General features: G+C 66.5%; 20 protein-coding genes. 15 read left to right on the forward strand and 5 right to left on the reverse strand.

What is annotated here, in order from left to right:
• Nucleotides 1-108 precede the first annotated feature (108 nt).
• The 7 genes from P4826_RS14265 (at nucleotide 109) to P4826_RS14295 (ending at nucleotide 7075) form a co-directional block, all read left to right on the forward strand.
• Nucleotides 109-1116, forward strand: coding sequence for a Bug family tripartite tricarboxylate transporter substrate binding protein (locus tag P4826_RS14265; protein ID WP_317701044.1), 1008 nt, complete (start codon nucleotides 109-111; stop codon nucleotides 1114-1116).
• 4 nt (nucleotides 1117-1120) lie between these two features.
• On the forward strand, nucleotides 1121-1519 hold the full coding sequence (locus P4826_RS14270) for a Zn-ribbon domain-containing OB-fold protein (RefSeq protein WP_317701045.1): 399 nt from the start codon (nucleotides 1121-1123) through the stop codon (nucleotides 1517-1519).
• A complete protein-coding gene (locus P4826_RS14275; RefSeq protein ID WP_317701046.1) occupies nucleotides 1516-2679 on the forward strand; it encodes a thiolase in 1164 nt (387 codons plus the stop codon). Before P4826_RS14270 ends, P4826_RS14275 begins: the two co-directional genes overlap by 4 nt.
• Nucleotides 2680-2689: 10 nt before the next feature.
• On the forward strand, nucleotides 2690-3868 hold the full coding sequence (locus tag P4826_RS14280; protein ID WP_317701047.1) for a CaiB/BaiF CoA transferase family protein: 1179 nt from the start codon (nucleotides 2690-2692) through the stop codon (nucleotides 3866-3868).
• A 9-nt stretch (nucleotides 3869-3877) separates the two neighbouring features.
• Nucleotides 3878-4834: a Bug family tripartite tricarboxylate transporter substrate binding protein gene (locus tag P4826_RS14285; RefSeq protein WP_317701048.1), complete on the forward strand. Its 957-nt coding sequence runs from the start codon at nucleotides 3878-3880 to the stop codon at nucleotides 4832-4834.
• Between the two features lie 14 nt (nucleotides 4835-4848).
• Nucleotides 4849-5613 carry an enoyl-CoA hydratase gene (locus tag P4826_RS14290; RefSeq protein WP_317701049.1) on the forward strand — a complete coding sequence of 255 codons (765 nt, stop codon included), beginning with the start codon at nucleotides 4849-4851 and terminating at the stop codon, nucleotides 5611-5613.
• 79 nt (nucleotides 5614-5692) lie between these two features.
• The gene (locus tag P4826_RS14295) at nucleotides 5693-7075 is read left to right on the forward strand and encodes an aminopeptidase P N-terminal domain-containing protein (protein WP_317701050.1); all 1383 of its coding nucleotides are present in this window, start codon (nucleotides 5693-5695) and stop codon (nucleotides 7073-7075) included.
• A 303-nt stretch (nucleotides 7076-7378) separates the two neighbouring features.
• On the opposite strand, the gene P4826_RS14300 is transcribed toward P4826_RS14295, so the two are convergent.
• Together P4826_RS14300 and P4826_RS14305 are read right to left on the reverse strand one after the other, a co-directional pair.
• Nucleotides 7379-8155 (reverse strand): DUF1194 domain-containing protein, encoded by a 777-nt coding sequence (locus P4826_RS14300; protein WP_317701051.1) that lies wholly within the window; start codon nucleotides 8153-8155, stop codon nucleotides 7379-7381.
• Nucleotides 8156-8479: 324 nt separating this feature from the next.
• Nucleotides 8480-9889: a short-chain fatty acyl-CoA regulator family protein gene (locus P4826_RS14305; RefSeq protein WP_317701052.1), complete on the reverse strand. Its 1410-nt coding sequence runs from the start codon at nucleotides 9887-9889 to the stop codon at nucleotides 8480-8482.
• Between the two features lie 151 nt (nucleotides 9890-10040).
• On the opposite strand from P4826_RS14305, the gene prpC reads away from it, so the two are divergent.
• From prpC to prpF, 3 genes are all read left to right on the forward strand, one after another.
• The gene (gene prpC / locus P4826_RS14310) at nucleotides 10041-11204 is read left to right on the forward strand and encodes a bifunctional 2-methylcitrate synthase/citrate synthase (RefSeq protein WP_317701053.1); all 1164 of its coding nucleotides are present in this window, start codon (nucleotides 10041-10043) and stop codon (nucleotides 11202-11204) included.
• 110 nt (nucleotides 11205-11314) lie between these two features.
• Nucleotides 11315-13951, forward strand: a complete 2637-nt coding sequence (acnD, locus tag P4826_RS14315) for a Fe/S-dependent 2-methylisocitrate dehydratase AcnD (RefSeq protein ID WP_317701054.1) — start codon at nucleotides 11315-11317, stop codon at nucleotides 13949-13951.
• 21 nt (nucleotides 13952-13972) lie between these two features.
• Nucleotides 13973-15151 (forward strand): 2-methylaconitate cis-trans isomerase PrpF, encoded by a 1179-nt coding sequence (gene prpF / locus P4826_RS14320; protein ID WP_317701055.1) that lies wholly within the window; start codon nucleotides 13973-13975, stop codon nucleotides 15149-15151.
• Nucleotides 15152-15308: 157 nt separating this feature from the next.
• On the opposite strand, the gene P4826_RS14325 is transcribed toward prpF, so the two are convergent.
• The gene (locus P4826_RS14325; protein ID WP_317701056.1) at nucleotides 15309-16280 is read right to left on the reverse strand and encodes an IS5 family transposase; all 972 of its coding nucleotides are present in this window, start codon (nucleotides 16278-16280) and stop codon (nucleotides 15309-15311) included.
• A 374-nt stretch (nucleotides 16281-16654) separates the two neighbouring features.
• Here P4826_RS14325 and P4826_RS14330 point away from each other — a divergent pair, with 374 nt between their 5' ends.
• Nucleotides 16655-17518, forward strand: coding sequence for an isocitrate lyase/PEP mutase family protein (locus tag P4826_RS14330; protein WP_317701057.1), 864 nt, complete (start codon nucleotides 16655-16657; stop codon nucleotides 17516-17518).
• A 15-nt stretch (nucleotides 17519-17533) separates the two neighbouring features.
• On the opposite strand, the gene P4826_RS14335 is transcribed toward P4826_RS14330, so the two are convergent.
• Nucleotides 17534-18061: a DUF1643 domain-containing protein gene (locus P4826_RS14335; RefSeq protein WP_317701058.1), complete on the reverse strand. Its 528-nt coding sequence runs from the start codon at nucleotides 18059-18061 to the stop codon at nucleotides 17534-17536.
• Nucleotides 18062-18199: 138 nt separating this feature from the next.
• Here P4826_RS14335 and P4826_RS14340 point away from each other — a divergent pair, with 138 nt between their 5' ends.
• Nucleotides 18200-18517 carry a TA system antitoxin ParD family protein gene (locus P4826_RS14340; protein ID WP_317701059.1) on the forward strand — a complete coding sequence of 106 codons (318 nt, stop codon included), beginning with the start codon at nucleotides 18200-18202 and terminating at the stop codon, nucleotides 18515-18517.
• Nucleotides 18518-18595: 78 nt separating this feature from the next.
• The gene (locus P4826_RS14345) at nucleotides 18596-19129 is read left to right on the forward strand and encodes an ATPase (protein ID WP_317701060.1); all 534 of its coding nucleotides are present in this window, start codon (nucleotides 18596-18598) and stop codon (nucleotides 19127-19129) included.
• Nucleotides 19130-19144: 15 nt separating this feature from the next.
• Here P4826_RS14345 and P4826_RS14350 read toward each other — a convergent pair whose 3' ends face one another.
• Nucleotides 19145-20065, reverse strand: a complete 921-nt coding sequence (locus P4826_RS14350) for a LysR family transcriptional regulator (RefSeq protein WP_317701061.1) — start codon at nucleotides 20063-20065, stop codon at nucleotides 19145-19147.
• A gap of 101 nt (nucleotides 20066-20166) precedes the next feature.
• On the opposite strand from P4826_RS14350, the gene metE reads away from it, so the two are divergent.
• Complete coding sequence (metE, locus tag P4826_RS14355; protein ID WP_317701062.1) at nucleotides 20167-22458, forward strand: 5-methyltetrahydropteroyltriglutamate--homocysteine S-methyltransferase; 2292 nt, start codon at nucleotides 20167-20169, stop codon at nucleotides 22456-22458.
• Between the two features lie 86 nt (nucleotides 22459-22544).
• A complete protein-coding gene (gene pyk, locus P4826_RS14360) occupies nucleotides 22545-23981 on the forward strand; it encodes a pyruvate kinase (RefSeq protein WP_317701063.1) in 1437 nt (478 codons plus the stop codon).
• Nucleotides 23982-24064 lie beyond the last annotated feature (83 nt).

Consider the following 24064-nt stretch of genomic DNA (forward strand, 5'->3'; position numbering starts at 1 on the left):
ATCCTTCAAGACAGCCTTCGAATCTTTCTGATGGCCCGATGCGGCGGTGCTTCCTACACTGGCCCGACGCTGACACCACAGTCCACAAGGGCGAGAAGGAGACAAAGGATGGCTTTCACATTTGCAGAGCAGACGCGCGCTGCGGCCTGTGCCGTGGCCCTGGGCGGCATGGCCCTCACCGTGGCCGTGATGCCGGCCCACGCCCAGGGCGGCGCCTATCCGGCCAAGCCGGTCACGCTGGTGGTGGCCTTTCCGCCCGGTGGCATGACGGACATCGTCAGCCGCGCGCTGGCCAAGGAGTTGCAGCAGAACTTGAAGCAGCCCTTCGTCGTGGAAAACCGCCCCGGCGGCGCGGGCCAGGTGGGCACGGAATACGTAGCCCGGCAGCCGGCCGACGGCTACACCCTGCTGGTGGGGGCCACCGGCTACGTGATCGCCCCGGCGATGAAGAAGGTGGGCTACGACCCGCTCAAGAGCCTGGAGCCCGTGGCCGTGCTGGCCAGGGCGCCCAACCTCATCGTGGTGAATCCCAGCGTTCCGGTCAAAAACACCCAGGAATTCCTGGCCTGGGCCAAGACGCAGTCCAACATACCCTTCGGCACGGCGGGTGCCGCGGGCTCCACGCATCTGGGCGGCGAATGGCTGCGCAAGGCCACGGGCTACCAGTTCAGCCATGTGCCCTACAAGGGGGCTGCGCCGGCGACCAACGACGCCGTGGCGGGGCAGATCCCGATGGCCGTGCAGGACTCGATGAGCGTCTCGGCCTTCATCACCTCGGGGCGCCTGCGTCCCATCGCCAACATGGCGGCCGAGCGCAGCCAGCTGTTCCCCGAGCTGCCCACGCTGCGCGAGGCGGGGCCCGCGTTCAAGGACTTCGACGTCTACACCTGGCTGGGCCTGTATGCGCCGGCCGGCACGCCGGCGTCGGTGCTCACGCAGCTCAATGGGCAGATCAACAAGATCATGCACGCGCCCGAGATGGTCGAGCGCCTGCGTCTGCAGTACAGCGAGCCGCTGGCCGTGATGGATCTGGCGCAGACACGCGGCTTCGTCGCCGGCGAAGTGGCCAAGTGGCAGCGCGTCGTTTCCGAGACTGGCGTCAAGTCCGAGGAGTGAGCCCATGACCGACATCGGCACGCCGCAATCGGCCGCGGCACAGGCCTGCGACCAGCGCTACTTCGGCGCGCTGGCCGAGGGGCGCTTCGAGATACCGCGCTGCAACAGCTGTGGCAAACACCATTTCTATCCGCGCCTGTGCTGCCCGTATTGCGGATCGCAAGATCTGCAGTGGGTCGCGCCTTCGGGCCTGGGCCAGGTGTATTCGGTGACCATAGTGCGCCGGGCGGACGGCGACTACACGGTGGTGCTGATCGACCTGGAGGAAGGCCCGCGCCTGATGAGCCGCGTGGTCGGCATGCCGGTGGAGCAGGTGCGCATAGGCTTGGCCGTGCGCGCGCGCATCGACGCCACCGAGGACGGGCCGCTGCTGGTCTTCACCGCAAACGAGGTACAGGCATGAGCGCGAATACTTCACGTGGCTCCATTGCCATCCTGGGCACGGGCCTGGCCGGCATGGGTCATGCGGGCGGCGCCACCGAGCAGGAAATCATCGCCCAGGCATCCTGCCAGGCGATAGAGAAGAGCGGCCTGCGCAAGGCCGATATCGACGGCATCATCACCGCCAGCCTGACCTCGCCCTGGTGGGTGATGCGCATGGCCGAATACCTGGGGATCCGGCCGCGCTTTTCCGACAGCACCATGTTCGGCGGCTCGGCCTTCATCGCCGCCCTGAAGATCGCGCAGCTGGCGATAGACGCCGGCGAGTGCGAGAACGTGCTGATCTGCTACGGCGCCACGCCGCGCAGCGCGCCCAGCAGCTCCAAGATCAACCAGATGCGCGCCGAGCTCGACCCCCAGCCCTACGAGCATCCATACAAGGCCTTCAACCCGGTCTCCAGCTACGCGCTGGCCGCCGCGCGCCACATGTACGAATACGGCACCACGCGCCAGCAGCTGGCCGAGGTGGCGGTGGCCGCGCGCCAGTGGGCGCGGCTCAATCCGGATGCGTTTTCCAAAAAGCCCCTGAGCGTTGACGATGTGATCAACGCCAGGATGATCTCGGACCCGTTCACCACGCTCGATTGCTGCCTGGTCACGGACGGCGCGGGCGCCATCGTCGTCACCTCCGCCAGCCGCGCCAAGGCGCTGCACGCCAGGCCCATCTATGTGTTGGGCAGCGGCTTTGCGCACTGGCACCGGCAGATCTCCTGCATGGAGGACCTGACCGTGACCCCGGCCGTGGAGTCGGGGCGCAAGGCCTTCGCGCAGGCGGGCCTCACGCCCGCCGACATCGACGTGGTGCAGCTGTACGACGCCTTCACCATCAACCCCATCCTGTTCCTGGAAGACCTGGGTTTTTGCCAGAAGGGCGAGGGCGGGGCCTTCATCGAGGGCGGGCGCATCGCGCCGGGCGGCGCCTTCCCGATGAACACCAACGGCGGCGGTCTGTCCTGCGTGCACCCGGGCATGTACAGCCTGTTCCTGATCATCGAGGCCGTGACGCAACTGCGCGGCGAGGGCATGGCGCGTCAGGTCAACGGCGCGCAGACGGCGCTGGTGCACGGCAATGGCGGCGTGCTGTCCAGCGAGGCCACGGCGATTTTGTCGTCAGAGTTGTAGGAGGGGCGTGATGCTGGCAAGCGCATTGCATGGGGTGCGCGTGGTGGACCTGTCGCGCATCCTGGCCGGGCCCTGGTGCACCCAGAACCTGGCCGACCTGGGGGCCGACGTGCTCAAGATCGAGCGGCCCGTGCAGGGCGACGACACGCGCGCCTGGGGGCCGCCCTTCGTCACGGCCGAGTCTGGTGAAAAGGTAGCGGCGTACTTTCTGTCCTGCAACCGCGGCAAGCGCTCGGTGACGGCGGACTTTGCCCAGGCCGCCGACCGCGACTGGCTGCTGCGCCAGATCCGGGACGCGGACGTGCTGGTGGAGAACTACAAGGTCGGCACGCTGGCGAAATACGGCCTCGACTACGCCTCGCTGTCCGCGCTCAACCCGGGGCTGATCTACCTGTCGGTCACCGGATTCGGCCAGAGCGGCCCCTATGCCAGCCGGCCGGGCTACGACTACATCTTTCAGGGCATGGGCGGGTTGATGAGCTACACCGGCGTGGAGGATGGCGAGCCGGGCGCCGGCCCCCTGCGCGCCGGCGTGGCCGTGGTGGACCTGATGACCGGCATGTATGCCACCAGCGCCGTGCTGGCGGCCCTGGTGCAGCGTGGGCGCACGGGGCAGGGCCAGCACCTGGACATCGCCCTGCTGGACGTGGCCGTGGCCATGAATGCCAACCAGGCGAGCAACTACCTGGTGTCGGGCGAGAGCCCGGCGCGCAGCGGCAACACGCACCCGAACCTGGCGCCATACGAGGTGTTTGCCTGCGCCGACGGCTACATGATCCTGGCCATTGGCAACGACAGCCAGTTCGCGGCGTTCTGCAAGCTAATGGGCCAGGACTGGCACCTGGCGCCGGAATTCGCCACCAACGCCGGCAGGCTCACGCATATCAGGCAATTGCGCCCGCTGCTGCGCGAGCAGCTGGCTGCGTGGCAGATAGCCGAGCTGGGCCAGGCGCTGGATGCCCATGGTATTTCCTGGGGAAACATCAACGACCTGGAGCAGGTGTTCGAGCATCCCCAGGTGCGGCACCGCCAGATGCTGCAGACCGTGCAGCACCCGCAGCTCGGCCCTTTGAAGCTGGTGCGCAACCCCATGGTGCAGCCTGGCCAGGTGGAGGCCATCACACCCCCGCCGGTACTCGGGCCTGCGGCCCTGCCCGAGGCACCTCACTACACACAACAGGAGACATGAGTGAAAAAGATGACGAAGACATGGCTGGTGCTCTGCGCAGCCACCGCGCCCGCGGCCTGGGCCGCGGGCTACCCCGAGCGCCCCGTGCGCCTGGTCGTGCCCTACGCCGTGGGCGGCGCCACGGACGTGATCGGCCGCGTTGTGGCGCGCTATCTGGGCGAAGAACTGGGCCAGCCCGTGGTGGTGGAGAACAAGCCCGGCGCCGGCGGCAGCACCGGATCGCTCTACGCCGCCAAGCAGCCCGCGGATGGCTACACGCTGGTGATGATGGTGGAGAGCTCGCACGCCGTGAACCCCAACGTCTACGCCAAGCCGGCCTATGACCCGCTGAAGGACTTCACGCCCATCAGCAACATCGCCAACGTGCCGGGCGTGATGGTGGTCGGCGTCGATTCGCCCTACAAGACCGCGCAGGACGTGGCCGAGGCGGCGCGCAAGGCGCCGGGCAAGCTCAACTACGGCAGCTCGGGCAATGGTGGCTACAGCCATTTGAGCGGGGCGCTGTTCGGCAACACCACGGGCACGCAGATCACCCATGTGCCCTACAAGGGCCTGGGCCCGGCGCTGAATGACCTGATGGCCGGGCAGATCGACGTGGTGTTCGACAACATGCCATCGTCCGGCGGCCTGATTGCGGGCGGAAAGCTGCGCGCGCTGGCGGTCTCCAGCCCCAAGCGGCTGGCCAGCCTGCCCGATGTGCCCACCTATGCCGAGGTCGGGCTCAAGCCCATGAACCAGATGTCCTGGTACGGCATTGGCGCGCCGGCCCATCTGGATGCCGCGGTATTGAACCAGCTGAGCGCCGCGTTGAAGAAGACGCTGCAAAACCCAGAACTTGTCAAGACCATAGAGCAGCAGTCGGCCATCGTGGACTACCAGACGCCGCAGCAGTTCAGGCAGACGGTGGAGCGCTCTAACCAAGCCTGGGCGCGCCTCGTCAAGGACATCGCTTTCGAAAAAATGTGAAAGGTGACACAGCCATGTATTCCCAGGTTTCCTATCCCACGCCGACCACGGCCGTTCTGACCATCACCGACGCGGGCCCGCTGAACGTGCTCAGCACGCCCGTGATCCACGCGCTGACCAAGCAGCTCGGCGAGCTGGCGGAGAACCAGGAACTGCGCTGCCTGGTGCTGCGCGGTTCGGGCTCGCGCGCTTTCATCGCTGGCGCCGACATCAAGGAGCTGGCCACGCTGACCGCCGCCACCGGCAGGGTCTTCATCGGCGCGCTGCGCGACCTGTGCAATGCCGTGCGGCATTTCCCCGTGCCGGTGATCGTGCGCCTGGAGGGCCACACGCTGGGCGGTGGCCTGGAGCTGGCCATGGCCGGCGACCTGCGCATCGCCGCCGACGATGCCGTGGTGGGCATGCCCGAGGTCAAGGTGGGCATTCCCTCGGTGATCCACGCCGCCCTGATGCCGGCGCAGATCGGCGCCACGCGCGCCGCCTGGCTGCTGCTGGCGGGCGAGAACATCCCTGCGACCAAGGCCGAGCAATGGGGCTTGATCAACGAATGCGTGCCCAGGGACCAACTCGACGCGCGCATCCTGCAGATCGCCGCCGGCCTGGCCGAGATCGGGCCCGTGGTGCTGCGCCAGCAAAAACGCCTGCTGCGCCGCTGGGAGCGCATGACGGTGGACGCGGCCATCGACGACAGCATTGCCGAGTTCGGCGAGGCCTTCAAGACGGGCGAGCCGCAGCACCATATGAACGCCTTCCTGGAGCGCAAGAGCAAGCGCTCCTGAGGCAGCGCCGGGCCTGTGGCCCATGGGGTTGTGGCCGCTGCCGGCCCGGGCGGGGGCCGGCGCCGCAGTACGATAGCGCATGACCTCCATCCACGCCCAACGGCGTGCGCGTCTGGCAGCCCAATTGGGCGCCGGCGGCATCGCCATCCTGCCCACCGCGCCGGAACGCCCACGCAACCGCGACAGCGATTACCTGTACCGGCACGACAGCTACTTCTACTACCTGACCGGATTCACCGAGCCGGGTGCCTGGCTGGTGCTGACGGCCGAGGGCCAGGCCACGTTGTTTTGTCAGCCCAAGGATCTGGAGCGCGAGATCTGGGACGGTTACCGCCTGGGCCCCGAGGCGGCCGTGGCCCAGTTGGGGCTGACGGACGCGCATTCCACGGCCGAGCTCGATGCACGCCTGCCGCGGCTGCTGGAAAACCGCCGCCAGGTGTGGTTTCCGTTTGCCACCCACGCGGGCCTGGCCGCGCGCGTCGAAGGCTGGCTGAACCAGGTGCGCGCGCGCGTGCGCTACGGCGCGCTGTGCCCGCAACAGCAGGGCGACCTGTGCGCCCTGCTCGACGAGATGCGCCTCATCAAGGACGAGCATGAGCTGGCCATCATGCGCCGCGCCGGCAGCATCAGCGCCGGCGCCCATGTGCGCGCCATGCAGACCAGTGCCCGCATGCTGCGCGCCGGCCAGGAGGTGCGCGAATACCACCTGGAGGCCGAACTGTTGCACGAGTTCCGCCGCCATGGCTCTCAGTACCCGGCCTATGGCTCCATCGTCGCCGCCGGCGCCAACGCCTGCGTGCTGCACTACCGTGCCGACACCGCACCCGTGCGCGCCGGTGAGCTGGTGCTGATCGACGCCGGCTGCGAGCTCGATGGCTATGCGTCAGACATCACGCGCACCTTCCCGGCCGATGGACGCTTCAGCGGGCCGCAGCGCGCGCTCTACGACCTGGTGCTGGCCAGCGAGAAGGCGGCAATAGCCGCCACGCGCGCCGGGGCGCGCTTTACCGACCCGCATGACGCGGCCGTGGCCGTGCTGGCCCAGGGCATGCTGGATGTCGGACTGCTGGACAAGAACAAGGTCGGCAGCGCACAGGACGTGATCGAAAAGCGCGCCTACTTCCAGTTCTACATGCACCGCACGGGCCACTGGATGGGCATGGACGTGCATGACTGCGGCAGCTATGTGGAGCCCGGCGAGGTCGGCCAGGTGAGCGAGCGCAAGGATCCGCTGTCGGGCGAGCTCATCCTGAACCGCCCCAGCCGCATCCTGCGCGCCGGCATGGTGCTGACCATAGAGCCCGGTATCTACGTGCGCCCGGCGCCCGGCGTGCCCGAGGCTTTCCACCATATCGGCATACGCATAGAGGACGACGCCCTCGTGACGGACGCGGGCTGCGAGCTGATGACGCGCGGCGTGCCGGTCGAGCCGGATGAAATCGAAGCCCTGATGCGCGCCTGACTCAGAAGCCCAGACCCTGCCCTAAGGCACAAAGCTGCGGGGTGCACCGCAACTGTGCCTTTCACTGCACCTGCAGCGGCAGGCTTGTGTATGGAAAGATGCACCGCGGGCTGGTTTGGTGCCCGCAGGGCTTGCAGCCACGCTCACGGGCGTGGTTGCAGCGTTCAGGGATAAGCGGCCGATGCTCGGCTTGCGCCTCCCGGACGGCATCAGGGCTATCGCCATAGATCGGTGGCACCCATGAAAATAAAACGGGCCGATGACTCGGCCCGTTGCTGTCGTCACTTCTGACCGCCAAAGGTGTCAGTTCCTGGATCCCTTGCGACGTGCAGCACCAGCGCCCAGCAGCGCCAAGCCCACCAGTGCGAGTGTGGCAGGTTCTGGAACGTTGCCGCCGCCGTCATGGATCTCCTTTCCGATCTTGGTCTTTACTGCGTTGTCGAAATCTGCAAAACCGTTCGCTGCGATCACAAAGGCGTTGGTACCACCCTGGATGTTGTTTTGGTACCAGTCCTGCAGACCGAACTCGCCAAGGATCGCCAAGCCGTTGACGACCGCTGACACCCCCGTGGGGGCGCTGTTGAGGAAGTTGTCACGGGCGGTGGCGGTGTTGGCACCATCGTTTTGGGGACCATCGCCAGAAACGTCGATCACCCAGCGTGCGCCTTCGTAGGAATTAGTCGAAAAGCCAGGAGTGACATAGTTGATCGCGCTGCCCGGAGCAGTCAAACTTGAGAAGGCACGCGTAGTGGCAGCAATTGCGTTCGCGAAGGCATTTGCGCTGGCGGCGTCGGTAACATGTGTCCAATTGACCAAGGTGGCCTGCTGGTTTGCGCCTGACCACTCGATGTAGGTCACCGCGATGCCGCCGGTCAGGCTGGCGATGTTGGACTGAATGATGGCGTCCTTGAACGCGTTCACATAACCCGTTTTTTGCAGGTTGTACTCAGTGTTGTCGACGCTTCCGGAAACATCGACCAGCAAGGCCAATTCCACTGCTACCGGCACAGCCGCTGCCGGGCCTGCCATTGCGATTGCTGCTGCGCCAAAGGCGGTGGCAAACCAAGTTTTGGTTTTCATAGGATTCTCCTATCAATGCTGTTGCGGCACATGCCAGCGTTGATAAAGCAAAAATTAATGCCATATTTATAAGTGCTTGATATTTAATAAAAATATTACCTCCTTGAAGAAGATTGCAAACTTTGTGTAAAGTTTATCGACACTTTTAGGTAGGACGATCCATTTTTGCTGAGACTGTTAAATGCACGCCGAGCGTGCGCGAGCAGCCCCCCTCGACATCCGCATCGAAGACGACACCATCGTCACCGAGTCCGACTGCGGGTCCATAGCGTGCGGCGTGTCCGTGGCGGTCGATGAGATCGAAGCGCTAATGCGTCAATAAGGCTACGGCGCAAAGCCGTAGGGCACCAGCCGGCTCTGGTGCTCGTTGACCGCCAGCGCCGCGCCCATGTACGGAAACGCGCGCTGCGGGCATTGCGCGCGCTCGCAGACCTTGCAGCCCATGCCGATAGGCGTGGCGGCGGCGTTCAGATCCAGCCCCTGGGCATAGACCAGGCGCGGCGCGTGGCGCATGTCGCAGCCCAGGGCGACGGCGAAGGTCTTGCGCGGCGCGCCATAGCCACGTCCGCCGCCCGAGACCGTGCGCGCAATCCACAGGTATTTGCGCCCGTCGGGCATGCTGGCCAGCTGGCGCAGCACGCGGCCGGGCTGCTCGAAGGCCTCGTACACATTCCACAGCGGGCAGGTGCCGCCGGTGCGGCTGAAGTGGAACTGCGTGGCCGACTGGCGCTTGCTGATGTTGCCCGCCCGATCCACGCGCACGAAGAAGAACGGCACGCCCGGCGCGCCCGGGCGCTGCAGCGTGGACAGGCGGTGGCACACGGTCTCGAAGCCCACGCCAAAGCGTTGCTGCAGCAGCCCTATGTCGTAGCGCAGCGCCTCGGCCGCCTGCAAAAAGGCGCCGTAGGGCAGCAGCAGCGCGCCGGCAAAGTAGTTCGCCAGGCCTATGCGTGCCAGGCTGCGCGCGGCCTCGTCATGGCTGAACGGCGGGGCATCGGTGAGCTGATCCATCAGCGCCGGCAGCTCCAGCAGCGCCAGCTGCGTGGCCAGCTGGAATGCCTGTTGCGCCGGCTCCAGCTCGGGCGACAGCAGCAGCCGGCGTTGGGTCGGGTCGTAGCTGCGCTTGGCGCCGCTGCCGTCGCCCGCCAACACCAGCTGCACGCCATGGCGCTGGCGCAGGCGCTCGGTCAGCCATGGGCCCAGCTGGCCGCCCTGCGCGCCCGGCGCCTGGGCGGCCAGGGTTTCGGCGGCGCGGTCCACGGCGTCGAAATGGTTCTGGTGGTCAAAGAAGAAGTCGCGCACCACCTCGAAAGGCATGGCGCGCGCGGCCACGGCCTGGCCGCGGTCGTCGCCCAGGCCCAGCGCCAGCGTCTCCAGCCGCTCATCGGCCTGCAGCCGGCGCCGGTGCAGGGCGATCAGCGCCCGCCCCAGCGCCGGCATCTGCGCCGCCACCTCCTGCAGCTCGGGCAGGGCGATGGGCTCGGCGGCGTCGGCCAGGGCCTCGCGCAGGCCGGCGATCAGGCGCGCCTCCTCGTCCTCGGAGAACTGCTGTATGTCCACGCCCAGGGCGCGGTGCAGCTTCAGCAGCACCGGCACGGTGAGCGGGCGCTGGTTCTGCTCGATCTGGTTCAGGTAGCTGGGCGAGAGTTCCAGCGCCTGGGCCAGCGCGGTCTGCGACAGGCCGCGCTCGGCACGCAGCGCGCGCAGCTTCACGCCCATGAAGGTCTTTCTCATGCGCGCCCTCCGCGGCTCTGGGGATTCGCAAAATTTGCAATTTGTCGGTGTGTGATTCGCAAGACTTCGCCTTTTCAGCCCTGTTGGTATGGGGGTATTTTGCGTAAATTGCGAAGCATCGCAAGCGCATCAGCAACAAGGAGCCCCGCACATGAACACCGCCATCGCCGACGCACCGGCCGCGCCCAAGGCCAAAAAATCCGTCGCCCTCTCGGGCGTGCAGGCGGGCAATACCGCCCTGTGCACCGTGGGCCGCACGGGCAATGATCTGCACTACCGCGGCTACGACATCCTGGACATGGCCGAGGTCTGCGCATTTGAAGAAATCGCCCACCTGTTGGTGCACGGCAAGCTGCCCACGCGCGCCGAACTTGCCAGCTACAAAGCCAAGCTCCGCGCCCTGCGCGGCCTGCCCGGCAGCGTGAAGGCCGCGCTGGAGCAGTTGCCCGCCGCCAGCCACCCCATGGATGTGCTGCGCACCGGCGTCTCCGCCCTGGGCTGCGCCCTACCCGAGAAGGACGACCACAACCTGGCGGGCAGCCGCGACATTGCCGATCGCCTGCTGGCCAGCCTGGGCAGCATGCTGCTGTACTGGTACCACTTCAGTAACTCGGGTAGGCGCATCGAGGTGCAGACCGACGATGAATCCATTGGCGGGCATTTTCTGCACCTGCTACACGGCCAAAAGCCGCAAGAGGCCTGGGTGCGCGCCATGCACACGTCCCTGAACCTGTACGCCGAGCACGAGTTCAACGCCAGCACCTTTACCGCACGCGTGATTGCCGGCACGGGCAGCGATATGTACTCCAGCATCGCCGGCGCCATAGGCGCGCTGCGCGGCCCCAAGCATGGCGGTGCCAACGAGGTGGCGTTTGAGGTGCAAAAGCGCTACGACAGCCCCAACGCGGCCGAAGCCGACATCCGTCAGCGCGTTGCCAACAAGGAGGTGGTGATCGGCTTTGGCCACCCGGTCTACACCGTGAGCGACCCGCGCAACGTCGTCATCAAGGGCGTGGCTAAGCAGCTGTCGCAGGCGGCTGGTTCGACCAAGATGTACGACATTGCCGAGCGCCTGGAGGTGGTGATGTGGGAGGAGAAAAAAATGTTCCCCAACTTGGACTGGTTCAGCGCCGTCAGCTACCACATGATGCAGGTACCCACGGCCATGTTCACGCCGCTGTTCGTCATCGCCCGCACCAGCGGCTGGGCGGCGCATGTGATCGAGCAGCGCCAGGACAACAAAATCATCCGCCCCAGCGCCAACTACACCGGGCCGGAAGATCAGCGGTTTGTCCCCCTGGCCGAGCGTTTCTAATAAAAAATAATAGCTATTAATGCTTGATAAGAGACGTTTTAATATTGATTTGATATTGAAAATGGCTTAAATAAAGCGTTAGCAGATATCAAATAAATAGCAAGCCCACGATGAACTCCACCCACCGCAAACCCCTGTCCGGCACAGCGCTGGATTATTTCGACGCCCGTGCCGCCGTCGAAGCCCTCACCCCCGGTGCCTGGGCCCGCCTGCCCTACAGCGCCCGCGTGCATGCCGAAAACCTGCTGCGCCGTGCCGATCCAGCGCAGCTGAACGACTACCTGCGCCAGCTCGTAGAGCGCCGGCGCGAAATCGACTTCCCCTGGTACCCGGTGCGCGTGGTGTGCCACGACATCCTGGGCCAGACGGCGCTGGTGGACCTGGCGGGGCTGCGCGATGCGATCGCACAAGAAGGCGGCGACCCGGCGCAGGTGAATCCGGTGGTGCCGGTGCAGCTCATCGTGGACCATTCGCTGGCCGTGGAGTGCGGCGGCTTTGACCCCGAGGCGTTTGCCAAAAACCGCGCCATCGAGGAGCGGCGCAACGCGGATCGCTTTCACTTCATCGAGTGGTGCAAACAGGCCTTTGCCAATGTGCAGGTGATCCCGGCGGGCAACGGCATCATGCACCAGATCAATCTGGAGAAGATGTCGCCCGTGGTCGCCAGCCAGGACGGCGTGGCCTACCCCGACACCTGCGTGGGTACCGACAGCCACACCCCGCACGTCAACGCCCTGGGCGTGCTGGCCATAGGCGTGGGCGGGCTGGAGGCCGAGAACGTGATGCTGGGCCGCGCCAGCTGGATGCGCCTGCCCGAGGTGGTGGGCGTGGAGCTCTCGGGCCAGCCCGCCAGCGGCATCACCGCCACCGACATCGCCCTGGCGCTGACCGAATTTTTGCGCCGCGAAAAGGTGGTGGGCGCGTATGTCGAGTTCTTTGGCGCGGGGGCGCAAAGCCTGTCGGTGGGCGACCGCGCCACCATCAGCAATATGTGCCCGGAGTACGGCGCCACGGCCGCGCTGTTCCATATCGACCAGCAGACCCTGGACTACCTGCGCCTGACCGACCGCAGCCCAGAGCAGGTGCAGTTGGTCGAGGCCTACGCCAAGGCCGCGGGCTTCTGGGCCGATGGGCTGCAAGCCGCCGAGTACGAGCGCGTGCTGCGCTTTGACCTCTCCAGCGTGGTGCGCAATATGGCCGGGCCCAGCAACCCGCACCGGCGCTTGCCGGTAAGCGCCCTGGCCGAGCGCGGCATTGCCGATGCCGCCCAGCTGGCCGCCGCCCGCGCCGATGAAGCCCAAGGCCTGCTGCCCGATGGCGCGGTCATCATCGCGGCCATCACCAGTTGCACCAACACCAGCAACCCGCGCAACGTGATCGCTAGCGCGCTGCTGGCACGCAACGCGCGCCGCCTGGGCCTCAGCCGCAAGCCCTGGGTCAAGACCTCGCTCGCCCCCGGCTCCAAGGCGGTAGAGCTGTACCTGCAAGAGGCCGGGCTGCTGGAGGATTTGGAAGCATTGGGCTTTGGCATCGTCGGCTTTGCCTGCACCACCTGCAACGGCATGAGCGGCGCGCTGGACCCCGCCATTCAACAAGAAATCACCGAGCGCGGCCTCTACACCACGGCCGTGCTCTCGGGCAACCGCAATTTCGACGGGCGCATCCACCCCCATGCCAACCAGGCGTTTTTGGCCAGCCCACCGCTGGTGGTGGCCTACGCGCTGGCGGGCACGGTGCGCTTTGACATAGAAAACGATGTATTCGCCGTGGTCGATGGCAAGGAGGTGCGCCTGCACGACCTATGGCCCAGCGATGCGGAGATCGACGCCGTGGTGGCCCGCGCCGTCCAGCCCGCGCAGTACCGCGCCGTGTACCAGCCCATGTTCAGCCTGCGCAAAAGCGCTGCCGCACCCGCCGCGCCGCAGTACGCCTGGCGCGCACAGTCCACCTACATCCGCCGCCCGCCGTACTGGGACACCGAGGGCGTGGGCGCGCTGGCGGCCTTCCCACGCACTTTGACCAACCTGCGCCCACTGGCGCTCTTGGGCGACAACATCACCACCGACCACCTCTCGCCGTCCAACGCCATCCTGGCCGACTCGGCCGCGGGCGAGTACCTGGCGGCCATGGGGCTGGCCGAGGAGGACTTCAACTCCTACGCCACGCACAGGGGCGACCACCTCACGGCCCTGCGCGCCACCTTTGCCAACCCGCAACTGGTCAATGAAATGGCCGTGGTGGGTGGCCAGGTGCAAAAGGGGTCGCTGGCGCGCATCGAGCCCGAGGGCCAGGTGGTGCGCATGTGGGAGGCGATAGAAACCTATCTGCAGCGCCGCCAGCCGCTGATCATCATTGCCGGGGCCGACTACGGCCAGGGTTCGAGCCGCGACTGGGCCGCCAAGGGCGTGCGCCTGGCCGGGGTGGAGGTGGTGGCGGCCGAAGGCTTTGAGCGCATCCACCGCACCAACCTGATCGGCATGGGCGTGCTGCCGCTGCAGTTTGCGCCGGGCGTGAACCGCAGCACCCTGGGGCTGGACGGCAGCGAGACCTACGAGGTGCAAGGCCGCCTGACCCCGGGCGCGACGCTGACCCTGCTGGTGCAGCGCCACAATGGCCAGCGGCTGCAAGTGCCCATGGCCTGCCGCCTCGATACCGCCGAGGAGGTGTCGGTGTACGAAGCCGGCGGTGTGTTGCAACGCTTTGCCCAGGATTTTTTAGCCAAACATGCCTCTGACGCGCTTGTATAAAGCGCAAACAGCTATCAAAAAATGAGTAAATCCGCACAACTCCGCATCCCCGCCACCTACCTGCGCGGCGGCACCAGCAAGGGCGTGTTCTTCAAGCTGCAAGACCTGCCCGCGCCCGCACAGCAGGCCGGCGCGGCGCGCGATGCGCTGCTGCTGCGCGTGCTGGGAAGCCCCGACCCCTATGGCAAGCAGATCGACGGCCTGGGCAATGCCTCATCCAGCACCAGCAAGGCGGTCATCCTCAGCCGCAGCCAGCGCCCCGGGCATGACGTGGACTATCTGTTTGGCCAGGTGGCCATAGACCGGCCCTTGGTCGACTGGAGCGGCAACTGCGGCAACCTGTCGGCCGCCGTCGGGCCCTGCGCCATCCACATGGGCTTGATAGCCGCGGCGCGCATTCCCGAGAACGGCGTGTGCACGCTGCGCATCTGGCAGGCCAACATTGGCAAGACCATCGTCGCGCATGTGCCCATCACCCATGGCCAGGTGCAGGAGACGGGCGACTTCGAGCTGGACGGCGTGGCCTTCCCCGCCGCCGAGGTGGCGCTGGAGTTCATGGCCCCCGCCGCCGAGGATGGGGCCATGTTCCCGACCGGTCAGGTGCTGGACATGCTGGATGTGCCCGGCGTGGGCAGCTTTCAGGCCACGCTGATCAACGCCGGCATCCCCACCGTCTTCCTCAACGCACAAGACCTGGGCTACACCGGCACCGAGCTGCAGCGCGACATCAACCAAGACCCGCAAGCGCTGGCGCGCCTGGAGGCCATCCGTGCCTGGGCGGCGTTGCAGATGGGCCTGATCGCCGACCTGGCCGAGGCCGCGCAGCGCCAGCACACGCCAAAAATTGCCTTCGTTGCCCCGCCGGCCGGCTACGCCACGTCCAGCGGCAGACGCGTCGAGGCCGGCGCTGTCGATCTGCTGGTGCGCGCCCTGTCGATGGGGCAACTGCACCACGCCATGATGGGCACGGCGGCCGTCGCCATAGGCACGGCCGCCGCCGTGCCGGGCACGCTGGTCAACCTGGCCGCTGGCGGCGGCACGCGCAACACCGTATGCTTCGGCCACCCCTCGGGCAGCCTGCGCGTGGGCGCCGAGGTGGCGCGGGTGGACGGCCAATGGCAGGTGACGAAGGCCGCCATGAGCCGCAGCGCGCGCATTCTGATGGAGGGCATGGTGCGCATTCCCGCCGGCAGCTTTTAAGGATGCCCTGAACAACCCATCCCCAGGCGTGCTACGCCTGGGCTATTTTTCAGATGGTGCAAACTTGAGTTGATTTCGGCAGTTTCCCCTGCCTTTTTGCCCTTGAAACAGGGCTTTTTGCCGCTTTTGGCGGCCCGCGCCCTGTTTTCGGGCGCACTCATCCCCGTGCTCCTTGCTGCTGCATCAACTGATGGCGCGCCATCCACAGGTTCGAGAGCGCAAACAACGTCACGATCTGCAGGGTGTTTTTCTTCAGACCTCGGTAGCGCACCTTGGTGTAGCCAAACTGGCGCTTGATGACGCGAAACGGGTGCTCCACCTTGGCGCGGATTTGCGCCTTCACGCGCTCGAGCTGATCGACCAGGGCATCTACGGCACTGCGTTCTTTGTCCAATGCCTTGCGTTTGGCCGGCCCCATGGCAACGTGCCACGGCACGTCTTTGGGCGCATCGGCGCGTTTGTCCGCTCCCTGGTAGCCAGCGTCACCAAAGACCTGCACCTCCTGTCCGTGCAGCAGGCTGTTGCCTTCGACCACGTCGCCGACGTTGCCCGAGGTGCAGCGCACGGTATGCACCAGGCCGCTGTCGGCGTCCACGCCGATATGGGCCTTCATGCCGAAGTACCACTGGTTGCCCTTCTTGCTCGAATGCATCTCGGGGTCTCGCGCCTTGTCTTTGTTCTTGGTTGAGCTCGGCGCGGCAATCAAGGTGGCGTCCACGATGGTGCCTTCCTTGAGCTGCAGGCCTTTGGCGCACAGCAGGTCGTTGACGGTGGCCAGCATCTGCTCGGCCAGCTTGTGGCGCTCCAGGCGGTGGCGAAAGCGCAAGATGGTGCTCTCGTCAGGCAGCCGCCCGTGGGCATCGAGCTGGGCAAAGTCTCGGTACAGGGGCGTGTCAAACAAGGCTTCCTCCATCCCCAGGTCCGACAGCTTGAACCACTGCTGCAAGAAGTGCAGGCGCAGCATGGTCTGCAGCTCAAAGGGCGGGCGCCCGTTCCTGCCCTGGGGGTAGTACGGGGCGATCAGCTGCACCAAGTCTTGCCAGGGCACGACTTGCTCCATCTGTTCGAGAAAGACTTGCTTGCGGGTCTGGCGCGTGCTCAGGTTCAGGGCGAGGCCAATTTGCTTCATAGATGCTGAGGATGCCAGCGGTGGCTGACAGCTACCAGACAAATGGGGAGGTTTTGCAGGATTTCCTTAAGCAAAACCGCCTGACTATGTACATCCCGCAGCCGCCCCTCACCCCTCCCGGGGGCGACAGCGAGACGCTGTCGCTCTTCAAGCTGTCCAGTTCCGCACCGGCGGAACTGGAGCCGCAGCCTTCAGCCCCAAAGGGGCGAGGGCGACCGGTTGCGCCGGCTTTACTCCCTCTCCCTCTGGGAGAGGGTGGGGGTGAGGGCTCGCGGACCAGTCTGAGGCATGTGCCTAGTCAGGTAAAACAGGGCTGCAGCGCTTGTGCATCAAGCGCAAGGAGCTATTAAATCAATAGTATTGGGTCGCGATCCATGAATACCAAGCAACAACTCAAGGCCCTGGCCGGGGCGCGCCGCGGCGCCCTGGTGCCCGGCGCGTTCAATGCCCTGTCGGCCAAGCTCATCGAAGACCTGGGCTTCGAGGCCATCTACATCACCGGCGCCGGCGTGACCAATATGTGGTTTGCCATGCCCGACCAGGGCTTCATGGGCCTGCATGAAATCGCCGAGCACACGGCGCGCATCCGCGATGCGGTGCAGCTGCCGCTGATCGTCGATGCCGACACCGGCTTTGGCAATGCGCTCAACGTCTATCACACGGTGCGCACGCTGGAGCGGGCCGGGGCCGACTGCATACAGCTGGAAGACCAGGTGCATCCGAAGCGCTGCGGTCATTTCTCGGGCAAGGAGGTCATCAGCACCGAGGAGGCGGTTGCCAAGATCAAGGCCGCCGTCGATGCCCGGCGCGACAGCGCCACTCTCATCATGGCGCGCACCGACGCCGCCGCCACGCACGGCTTCGAGGCCGCCGTGGAGCGCGCGCAGCGCTTTGCCGAGGCCGGCGCCGACATCCTGTTCGTCGAGGCCGTGACCCAGGCCGAGGAGGTGCGCGCCCTGCCGCAACGCCTGGCCACGCCCCAGCTGATGAACATGGTGATAGGCGGCAAGACGCCCATCTTCGACGCGGAGCAGCTGGGCGAGCTGGGCTACGGCCTGGTGCTCTACGCCAACGCCGCGCTGCAGGGCGCGGTGATGGGCATGCACAAGGCCCTGAGCACGCTGCGCGACGACAAGCAGGTGCTGGAGAGCAGCGGCCTGGTCACCCCCTTTGCCGAGCGCCAGCGCCTGGTGGGCAAGCCGGGCTGGGATGCGCTGGAGGAAAAATACCGGGGGTAGCCGAGCGCCCATTCATCACGCAACGAAATCGCGGGGCAGCAGGCTGCCCTTCAGATACAACGGATGGCGGGGTGTACCGTTCTTGGTCAGTTGCAGGTACTGGAGGGGCGCGGCCCTTCGCAATATCTGCACCACCGCTGCGGCACGCGCGCGCAGCGGCTGGGGTGGCAAGCCATAGGCCAAAACAACCCTCTCGGCCTGGCGCGCCATGTGTAGCAGCCTTGCATCGTTTTCAGGGCCGACCGGGTCGTCCGCCTCCACGAGCCGACGGCTGTCCGTCACACGGTAGGCGTGGACGTTACCAACCAGCTGCCCGCCATAGCCCCAAGCCCGCGCATATTTGCCCGTTTTGATGAGCGTTGGGTCGGCGTGCTCCACCCCCGCTACCGAAGGGTTCATCAGCAAGAACATCACCAACGCCCGGTTTGTGTCCCACACCTCCGACAGGCTGTAGCGGTACCGTCCGCAACCGGAAAACTGCGCCTGAACCACAGAACCCGAGGGCCATTGGGGTTTGTGTTTTCCGCCAGGATCGTGGTGCATGGTGTGTCTGTCTGCTCTTGGCCCGCGCATTCACTCGATGCGGCCAATGATAGGGAGGATGGGCCGTGCTACAGCCCATCGATCGTGCGCCTTGGAATTTTTCCGATTTGGCGCAAAATGCGCCAAATGGAGTCTGTTATGGCACATACCGCTTTTGCATCCGTCAAGCTCCCCAGCCCGCTGGTGAAACAGGCCCGCCAGGCTGCGCAGCCCATGCGCCGCTCTGTCGCCGGTCAGATCGAATACTGGGCCACCCTGGGCCAGATCGTCGAGCACACCGGCCTGAGCGTGCAGGAAGCACGCGCCGCCATCGAGCAATACGAGGCCCGGCACACGCCTATACCACCTGCATCGATCGAGGCGCTCACCACCCGCCTGGTGGCGGCGCAAACGCAGGCTTCGCTGGCTGAACGGGTGCGCCAGGTAGTGCAAGAAAATCAGGCACGCGCCAGCTGAACCCCATGACCACCGCCACGCCCGGGCCGTTGTGGCTGCACTTGCTGGGCGGGCAAATCCACCCTGTACCGCGCCCTGGTGCGCGAGGGCATCCTCGGGCCGCCGCTGGAGTTCGTGAACGCCGATCTGCACGAGCGCGCGTACCTGCAGCACATCACCAGCGGCGAAGAACGCTCGCGGGCGGCACGGACCTGGGCCGATGGCCGGCGCGCCACATTGTTGGCCACACGCACGCCCTTTGCGACCGAAACGGTGTTCTCGCACCCGACCAAGCTTGATCTGATTGCCAACGCGCAGCGCCAGGGCTTTACCGTGGCACTGTACGTGGTCGCGCTGGACGATCCGCAGCGCCTGTTGGGGCGCATGGCGCAGCGCGTGCGCGAAGGCGGCCACCCGGTGCCGCCCGAACGCATCCTGGCGCGCTACCCGCGCACCATGGCCCTGCTGGCGCAGGCGGTGCGGCAGGCGGACGTGGCTTATCTGTACGACGCGGCTGAAGTGCGGGCCGGCGGCCCGCAGCTGGTGGCCGTGCGCAGTGCGGGCAACAGCACGCCGGTGGTTGCCCCTCTGCCTGCCTGGGCGCAGGCCATGCTGGGTGCCCAGCGCCAATGATTGGCGCGGCCGGTGCTATGTCTGGATTGCTTCTAAATTAATAGCTTTTTGCGCAGACATGGAGCGCGCCAAGGCAATAAACGCCTGCAAATAGTCGGTCTGCAGATCGGCCACGCGCGCGCCCAGGTGGATCTGCTTGGCAATGCCGCGCGGCCCCAGGCGCACCGGCACCACGTCCATGCGGGCGGCGTATTCCTGCACCAGCCAGCGCGGCAGGGCGGCCACGCCGCGGCCGCCGGCGACCATCTGCAGCATGATGTCCGTCGTCTCGATCGTCTTGTGGCGCGCCGGTGCCACGCCGGCGGGCAGCAGGAAGCGGGTGTAGATGTCCAGCCGCTCCGGCGCCACGGGGTAGGTGATCAGCACCTCCTGCGCCAGCTGCCGCGGCAGCGCGTGGGCCGCGCCGGCCAGCGCATGGCCGCGCGCCACCACCAGCACCTGCTCGTAGTCGAACACCGGCTCGAAGTGCAGGCCGGGGCGCTGCACCGGGTCGGGCGTGACCAGCAGGTCGATCTCATGGTCCTGCAGCGCGTCCAGGCCGCCGAACTGAAAGCGCTGTTTCACGTCCACGTCCACGTCGGGCCAGGCCGCCAGATAGGGCGACACCACCTTCAGCAGCCACTGGTAGCAGGGATGGCACTCCATGCCTATGCGCAGGCTGCCGCGCTCGCCTTGCGCGAACTGGCGCAGCCGTTCCTCGGCCAGCTGCAGCTGCGGCAGCACGCGGCCGGCCAGCTCCAGCAGGTAGCGGCCGGCCTGCGTCAGGCGCAGGCTGCGGCCCTCGCGCAGCCAGATGGGGGTGCCCAGCTGCTGCTCCAGCTTCTTCATGCTGTGGCTCAGGGCCGACTGGGTGACGCACAGCCTGTCTGCGGCGGCGGTGAGCGAGCCTTGGCGCTCGACCTCCTGGATCACGGCGAGATGGATGCGGTCCAGCATTTCAAATGAACAAAATTCATGAATCAGTGAGATAAAACCATTTTACGTCATGGGCCGCGCTGCCTACGATGCGCCCATTCATCATTCAAAGGGAGCGGCACATGACCACCATCCACAACCTCGGCTTTCCGCGCATGGGCGCGCGGCGGGAGCTGAAATTTGCACTCGAGTCCTACTGGCGCGGCGAATCCTCGCGCGCGGCGCTGCAGGAGCAGGGCGCGCGGCTGCGCCAGCGGCATTGGCAGGAGCAGGCGGGGCTGGACTGGGTGCCGGTGGGCGATTTTTCGTTCTACGACCAGGTGCTGGACATGAGCTTCACCCTGGGCCACCTGCCCGAGCGCGTGCAGGGCTTTCATGGCGACGCGCTGGACAACTACTTCCGCGTGGCGCGCGGGCGCAGCGCCCAGGCCGAGGCTCGCCAGGGTTGCTGCGGCGCAGTGGCCGCGGGCGAGATGACCAAGTGGTTCGACACCAACTACCACTACATCGTGCCCGAATTCACCGCCGCCACGCAGTTCCGGCTGGACGCCTCGCGCCTGCTGGCCCAGTTGGCCGAAGCCGGCGCCCAGGGCGTGCCGGCAAAGCCGGTGCTCATCGGCCCGGTGACCTATCTGGCGCTGGGCAAGGCCAAGGACGGCTCGAACCGGCTGGCCCTGCTGGAGCGCCTGCTGCCGGTCTATGCCGAGTTGCTCGAAACCCTGGCTGCGCATGGCGTGCAGTGGGTGCAGATCGACGAACCCATCCTGGTCACCGAGCTGGACGCCGACTGGCGGCACGCCTTCACCACCGCCTACCACCAGCTCAAGTCCTGCCGCGTAAAGCTGCTGCTGGCGACCTATTTCGGCCAGCTGCAGGACAACGCCTACCTGGCCGCCAACCTGCCCGTGGCCGGCCTGCATGTGGACGCCGTGAGTGACCCGGACGGCGTGCTGCCCCTCTTGGGCCTGCTGCCGGCGCACAAGGTGCTGTCGCTGGGCGTGGTCAATGGCCGCAATGTCTGGAAAACCGATTTGAACGCCACGCTCGATTGGCTGGAGCCGCTGGCCGCGCGCCTGGGCGAGCGCCTGTGGCTGGCGCCATCCTGCTCGCTGCTGCATGTGCCGGTCGATCTGGCGCAGGAGCAGCGGTTGGACGCCGAGCTCAAGTCCTGGCTGGCCTTTGCGCTGCAAAAGCTGGACGAGCTGCGGCTGCTGGGCCGGGCGCTGCGCGACGGGCGTAGCGCGGTCGAGGCCGAGCTGGCCGAGAACCACGCCGCGCTGGTCGCACGCCGCACCTCGCCGCGCGTGCACAGCCCGGCGGTGCGGGCGGCGGTGGCGGCCATCACGGCCGACATGGGCCGGTGCCAAAGCCCCTACGCCAGCCGCGCGGCCAGGCAGGCGGCGCTGCTGCAGCTGCCGGCGTACCCGACGACGACGATTGGCTCGTTCCCGCAGACCGCGCAAATCCGCCAGGCGCGCAGCGCCTTCAAGGCCGGCCAGATCGATGCCGCGGCCTACCGTGAGGCGATGCGTGCCGAGATCGCGCGCAGCGTGCGCGCGCAGGAAGAGCTGGGCCTGGATGTGCTGGTGCATGGCGAGGCCGAGCGCAACGACATGGTCGAATACTTTGGCGAGCAGCTCGACGGCTACGCCTTCAGCCAGTTCGGCTGGGTGCAGTCCTACGGCTCGCGCTGCGTCAAGCCGCCGATCCTGTTTGGCGACATCGAGCGCCCGCAGGCCATGACCGTGACTTGGACGCGCTTTGCCCAGTCGCTGACCGACAGGCCCATGAAGGGCATGCTCACCGGCCCGGTGACCCTGCTCAACTGGTCCTTCGTGCGCGACGACCAGCCGCGCGCGGCCACCTGCCGGCAGCTGGCGCTGGCCATGCGTGCCGAGGTGCTGGATCTGGAGCGCGCCGGCGTGCGCGTGATCCAGATCGACGAGGCCGCGCTGCGCGAGGGCCTGCCGCTGCGCCGCGCGCAGTGGTCGCAATACCTGGACTGGGCGGTGCAGGCCTTCCGCATCACCGCCAACGGTGTGCGCGATGAAACCCAGATACACACGCATATGTGTTATTCCGGAATCAACGACATCATGGCCGCGATCGCCGCCATGGACGCCGACGTGATCACCATCGAGACCAGCCGTTCCGACATGGAGCTGCTCGACGCGTTTGAGGATTTCCAGTATCCGAACCAGATCGGGCCGGGCGTTTACGACATTCATTCACCCAATATTCCCGCGGCACAGCAGATGATTGCTCTCATAAAAAAAGCAGCCGAGCGGATTCCTGCGGAGCGCCTGTGGGTCAACCCGGACTGCGGGCTCAAGACCCGCCAATGGGCCGAGGTGGTGCCAGCGCTGACCGAGATGGTGGCTGCTGCCAGGGCGTTGCGCGCCGGCAGCAGTTGAGCACGGCGTGCCGGCAAGGGGCTTGCATGTGAGGTGTTCTGTGCAAAAATCGAAACTCGATTACACGAACAGAAAGAGACCGAGCCATGCAAGTCCGCCGCGCCACCAAGATCGTCGCCACCCTGGGCCCCGCCTCGAGCGACCCGCAGCTGCTGGAGCAGATGATTGCCGCGGGCGTGAACGTGGTGCGCCTGAACTTCAGCCATGGCAAGGCCAGCGACCATGTGGATCGCGCCACCATGGTGCGCGAGGCTGCCCGGCGCGCCGGGCGCGAGGTGGCCATCATGGCCGACCTGCAGGGCCCGAAGATCCGCGTCGGCAAGTTTGCCGATGGCAAGGTGATGCTGGAGCCGGGCGCGCCCTTCGTGCTCGACGCCTCGCGCACCGAGCCCGGCGACCTGCAGGGCGTGGGCCTGGACTACAAGGAGCTGCCGCGCGACGTCAAGCCCGGCGACACTCTGCTGCTCAACGACGGCCTGATCGTGCTCACGGTGGATGCCGTGCGCGGCGATGCGGTGCATACCACCGTCAAGCTGGGCGGCGAGCTGTCCAACAACAAGGGCATCAACAAGCAGGGCGGCGGTCTGACGGCGCCGGCGCTGACGGCCAAGGACATGGAGGACATCAAGACGGCGATGAGCTTCCAGGCCGACTATGTGGCGGTGAGCTTTCCGAAGAACGCCACCGACATGGAGATGGCGCGCCAGCTGTGCAACGTGGCCGCGGCCGAGTTCCGCCACAGGCCGGGCCTGATCGCAAAAATAGAGCGCGCCGAGGCCATTCCGCGCCTGGAGGAAATCCTCAAGGTGAGCGACGGCATCATGGTCGCGCGCGGTGACCTGGCGGTGGAGGTGGGCAACGCCGCCGTTCCGGCGCTGCAGAAGAAGATGATCCGCATGGCGCGCGACATGGACAAGGTGGTCATTACCGCTACGCAGATGATGGAGAGCATGATCACCAACCCCGTGCCCACGCGCGCCGAGGTCAGTGACGTGGCGAATGCCGTGCTCGACGGCACCGACGCCGTGATGCTCAGCGCCGAGACCGCCGCTGGCAAGTACCCGCTGGAGACGGTGGAGGAAATGGCCAAGATCTGCGCCGCCGCCGAGGCCGCCGAGGACCCGGATCGCGACGCCGACTTCGACGGCCAGACCCTGGGGCGCATCGACCAGTCCGTGGCCATGGGCGCGCTGTTCACGGCGCACCACCTGGGCGCCAAGGCCATCGTGGCCATGACCGACAGCGGCTCCACCGCGCTGTGGATGAGCCGTAACCGCATCCATATCCCGATCTATGCGCTCACGCCCAAGGTGGCCACGCAGCGGCGCATGGCCATGTACCGCAACGTGCGCCCGCTGCTCATGGACACCAGCGCCGACCGCGACACGGCGCTGGAGCAGGCCGAAAACCACCTCAAGATGCGCAACATCGTGCTGCAGGGCGACCTGTATGTGATCACCTGCGGCGAGCCCATGGGCCAGCCGGGTGGCACCAATATGCTGAAGATCTGCCGGGTGCATTGATCCTGCGCGCCTTGGCGCGCATGTGGGCATGGGTGGCCCGGGTGGGGCAGGCGGTTAAAATCGGCGGTTACCAAGCGGTTACC

Source organism: Diaphorobacter limosus, from assembly GCF_033100095.1.
Classification (GTDB): domain Bacteria; phylum Pseudomonadota; class Gammaproteobacteria; order Burkholderiales; family Burkholderiaceae_C; genus Alicycliphilus; species Alicycliphilus limosus.

What these genes read in the sequence shown, in the direction of transcription:
- P4826_RS14290 (WP_317701049.1), top strand. Translation starts at nt 4,849, where the DNA reads ATGTATTCCCAGGTTTCCTATCCCACGCCGACCACGGCCGTTCTGACC.
- P4826_RS14295 (WP_317701050.1), top strand. Translation starts at nt 5,693, where the DNA reads ATGACCTCCATCCACGCCCAACGGCGTGCGCGTCTGGCAGCCCAATTG.
- metE (WP_317701062.1), top strand. Translation starts at nt 20,167, where the DNA reads ATGACCACCATCCACAACCTCGGCTTTCCGCGCATGGGCGCGCGGCGG.
- P4826_RS14330 (WP_317701057.1), top strand. Translation starts at nt 16,655, where the DNA reads ATGAATACCAAGCAACAACTCAAGGCCCTGGCCGGGGCGCGCCGCGGC.
- P4826_RS14275 (WP_317701046.1), top strand. Translation starts at nt 1,516, where the DNA reads ATGAGCGCGAATACTTCACGTGGCTCCATTGCCATCCTGGGCACGGGC.
- P4826_RS14280 (WP_317701047.1), top strand. Translation starts at nt 2,690, where the DNA reads ATGCTGGCAAGCGCATTGCATGGGGTGCGCGTGGTGGACCTGTCGCGC.
- P4826_RS14285 (WP_317701048.1), top strand. Translation starts at nt 3,878, where the DNA reads ATGACGAAGACATGGCTGGTGCTCTGCGCAGCCACCGCGCCCGCGGCC.
- P4826_RS14265 (WP_317701044.1), top strand. Translation starts at nt 109, where the DNA reads ATGGCTTTCACATTTGCAGAGCAGACGCGCGCTGCGGCCTGTGCCGTG.
- P4826_RS14325 (WP_317701056.1), bottom strand. Translation starts at nt 16,280, where the DNA reads ATGAAGCAAATTGGCCTCGCCCTGAACCTGAGCACGCGCCAGACCCGC.
- prpF (WP_317701055.1), top strand. Translation starts at nt 13,973, where the DNA reads ATGAGTAAATCCGCACAACTCCGCATCCCCGCCACCTACCTGCGCGGC.
- acnD (WP_317701054.1), top strand. Translation starts at nt 11,315, where the DNA reads ATGAACTCCACCCACCGCAAACCCCTGTCCGGCACAGCGCTGGATTAT.
- P4826_RS14350 (WP_317701061.1), bottom strand. Translation starts at nt 20,065, where the DNA reads ATGCTGGACCGCATCCATCTCGCCGTGATCCAGGAGGTCGAGCGCCAA.
- P4826_RS14270 (WP_317701045.1), top strand. Translation starts at nt 1,121, where the DNA reads ATGACCGACATCGGCACGCCGCAATCGGCCGCGGCACAGGCCTGCGAC.
- prpC (WP_317701053.1), top strand. Translation starts at nt 10,041, where the DNA reads ATGAACACCGCCATCGCCGACGCACCGGCCGCGCCCAAGGCCAAAAAA.
- P4826_RS14340 (WP_317701059.1), top strand. Translation starts at nt 18,200, where the DNA reads ATGGCACATACCGCTTTTGCATCCGTCAAGCTCCCCAGCCCGCTGGTG.
- P4826_RS14335 (WP_317701058.1), bottom strand. Translation starts at nt 18,061, where the DNA reads ATGCACCACGATCCTGGCGGAAAACACAAACCCCAATGGCCCTCGGGT.
- pyk (WP_317701063.1), top strand. Translation starts at nt 22,545, where the DNA reads ATGCAAGTCCGCCGCGCCACCAAGATCGTCGCCACCCTGGGCCCCGCC.
- P4826_RS14300 (WP_317701051.1), bottom strand. Translation starts at nt 8,155, where the DNA reads ATGAAAACCAAAACTTGGTTTGCCACCGCCTTTGGCGCAGCAGCAATC.
- P4826_RS14305 (WP_317701052.1), bottom strand. Translation starts at nt 9,889, where the DNA reads ATGAGAAAGACCTTCATGGGCGTGAAGCTGCGCGCGCTGCGTGCCGAG.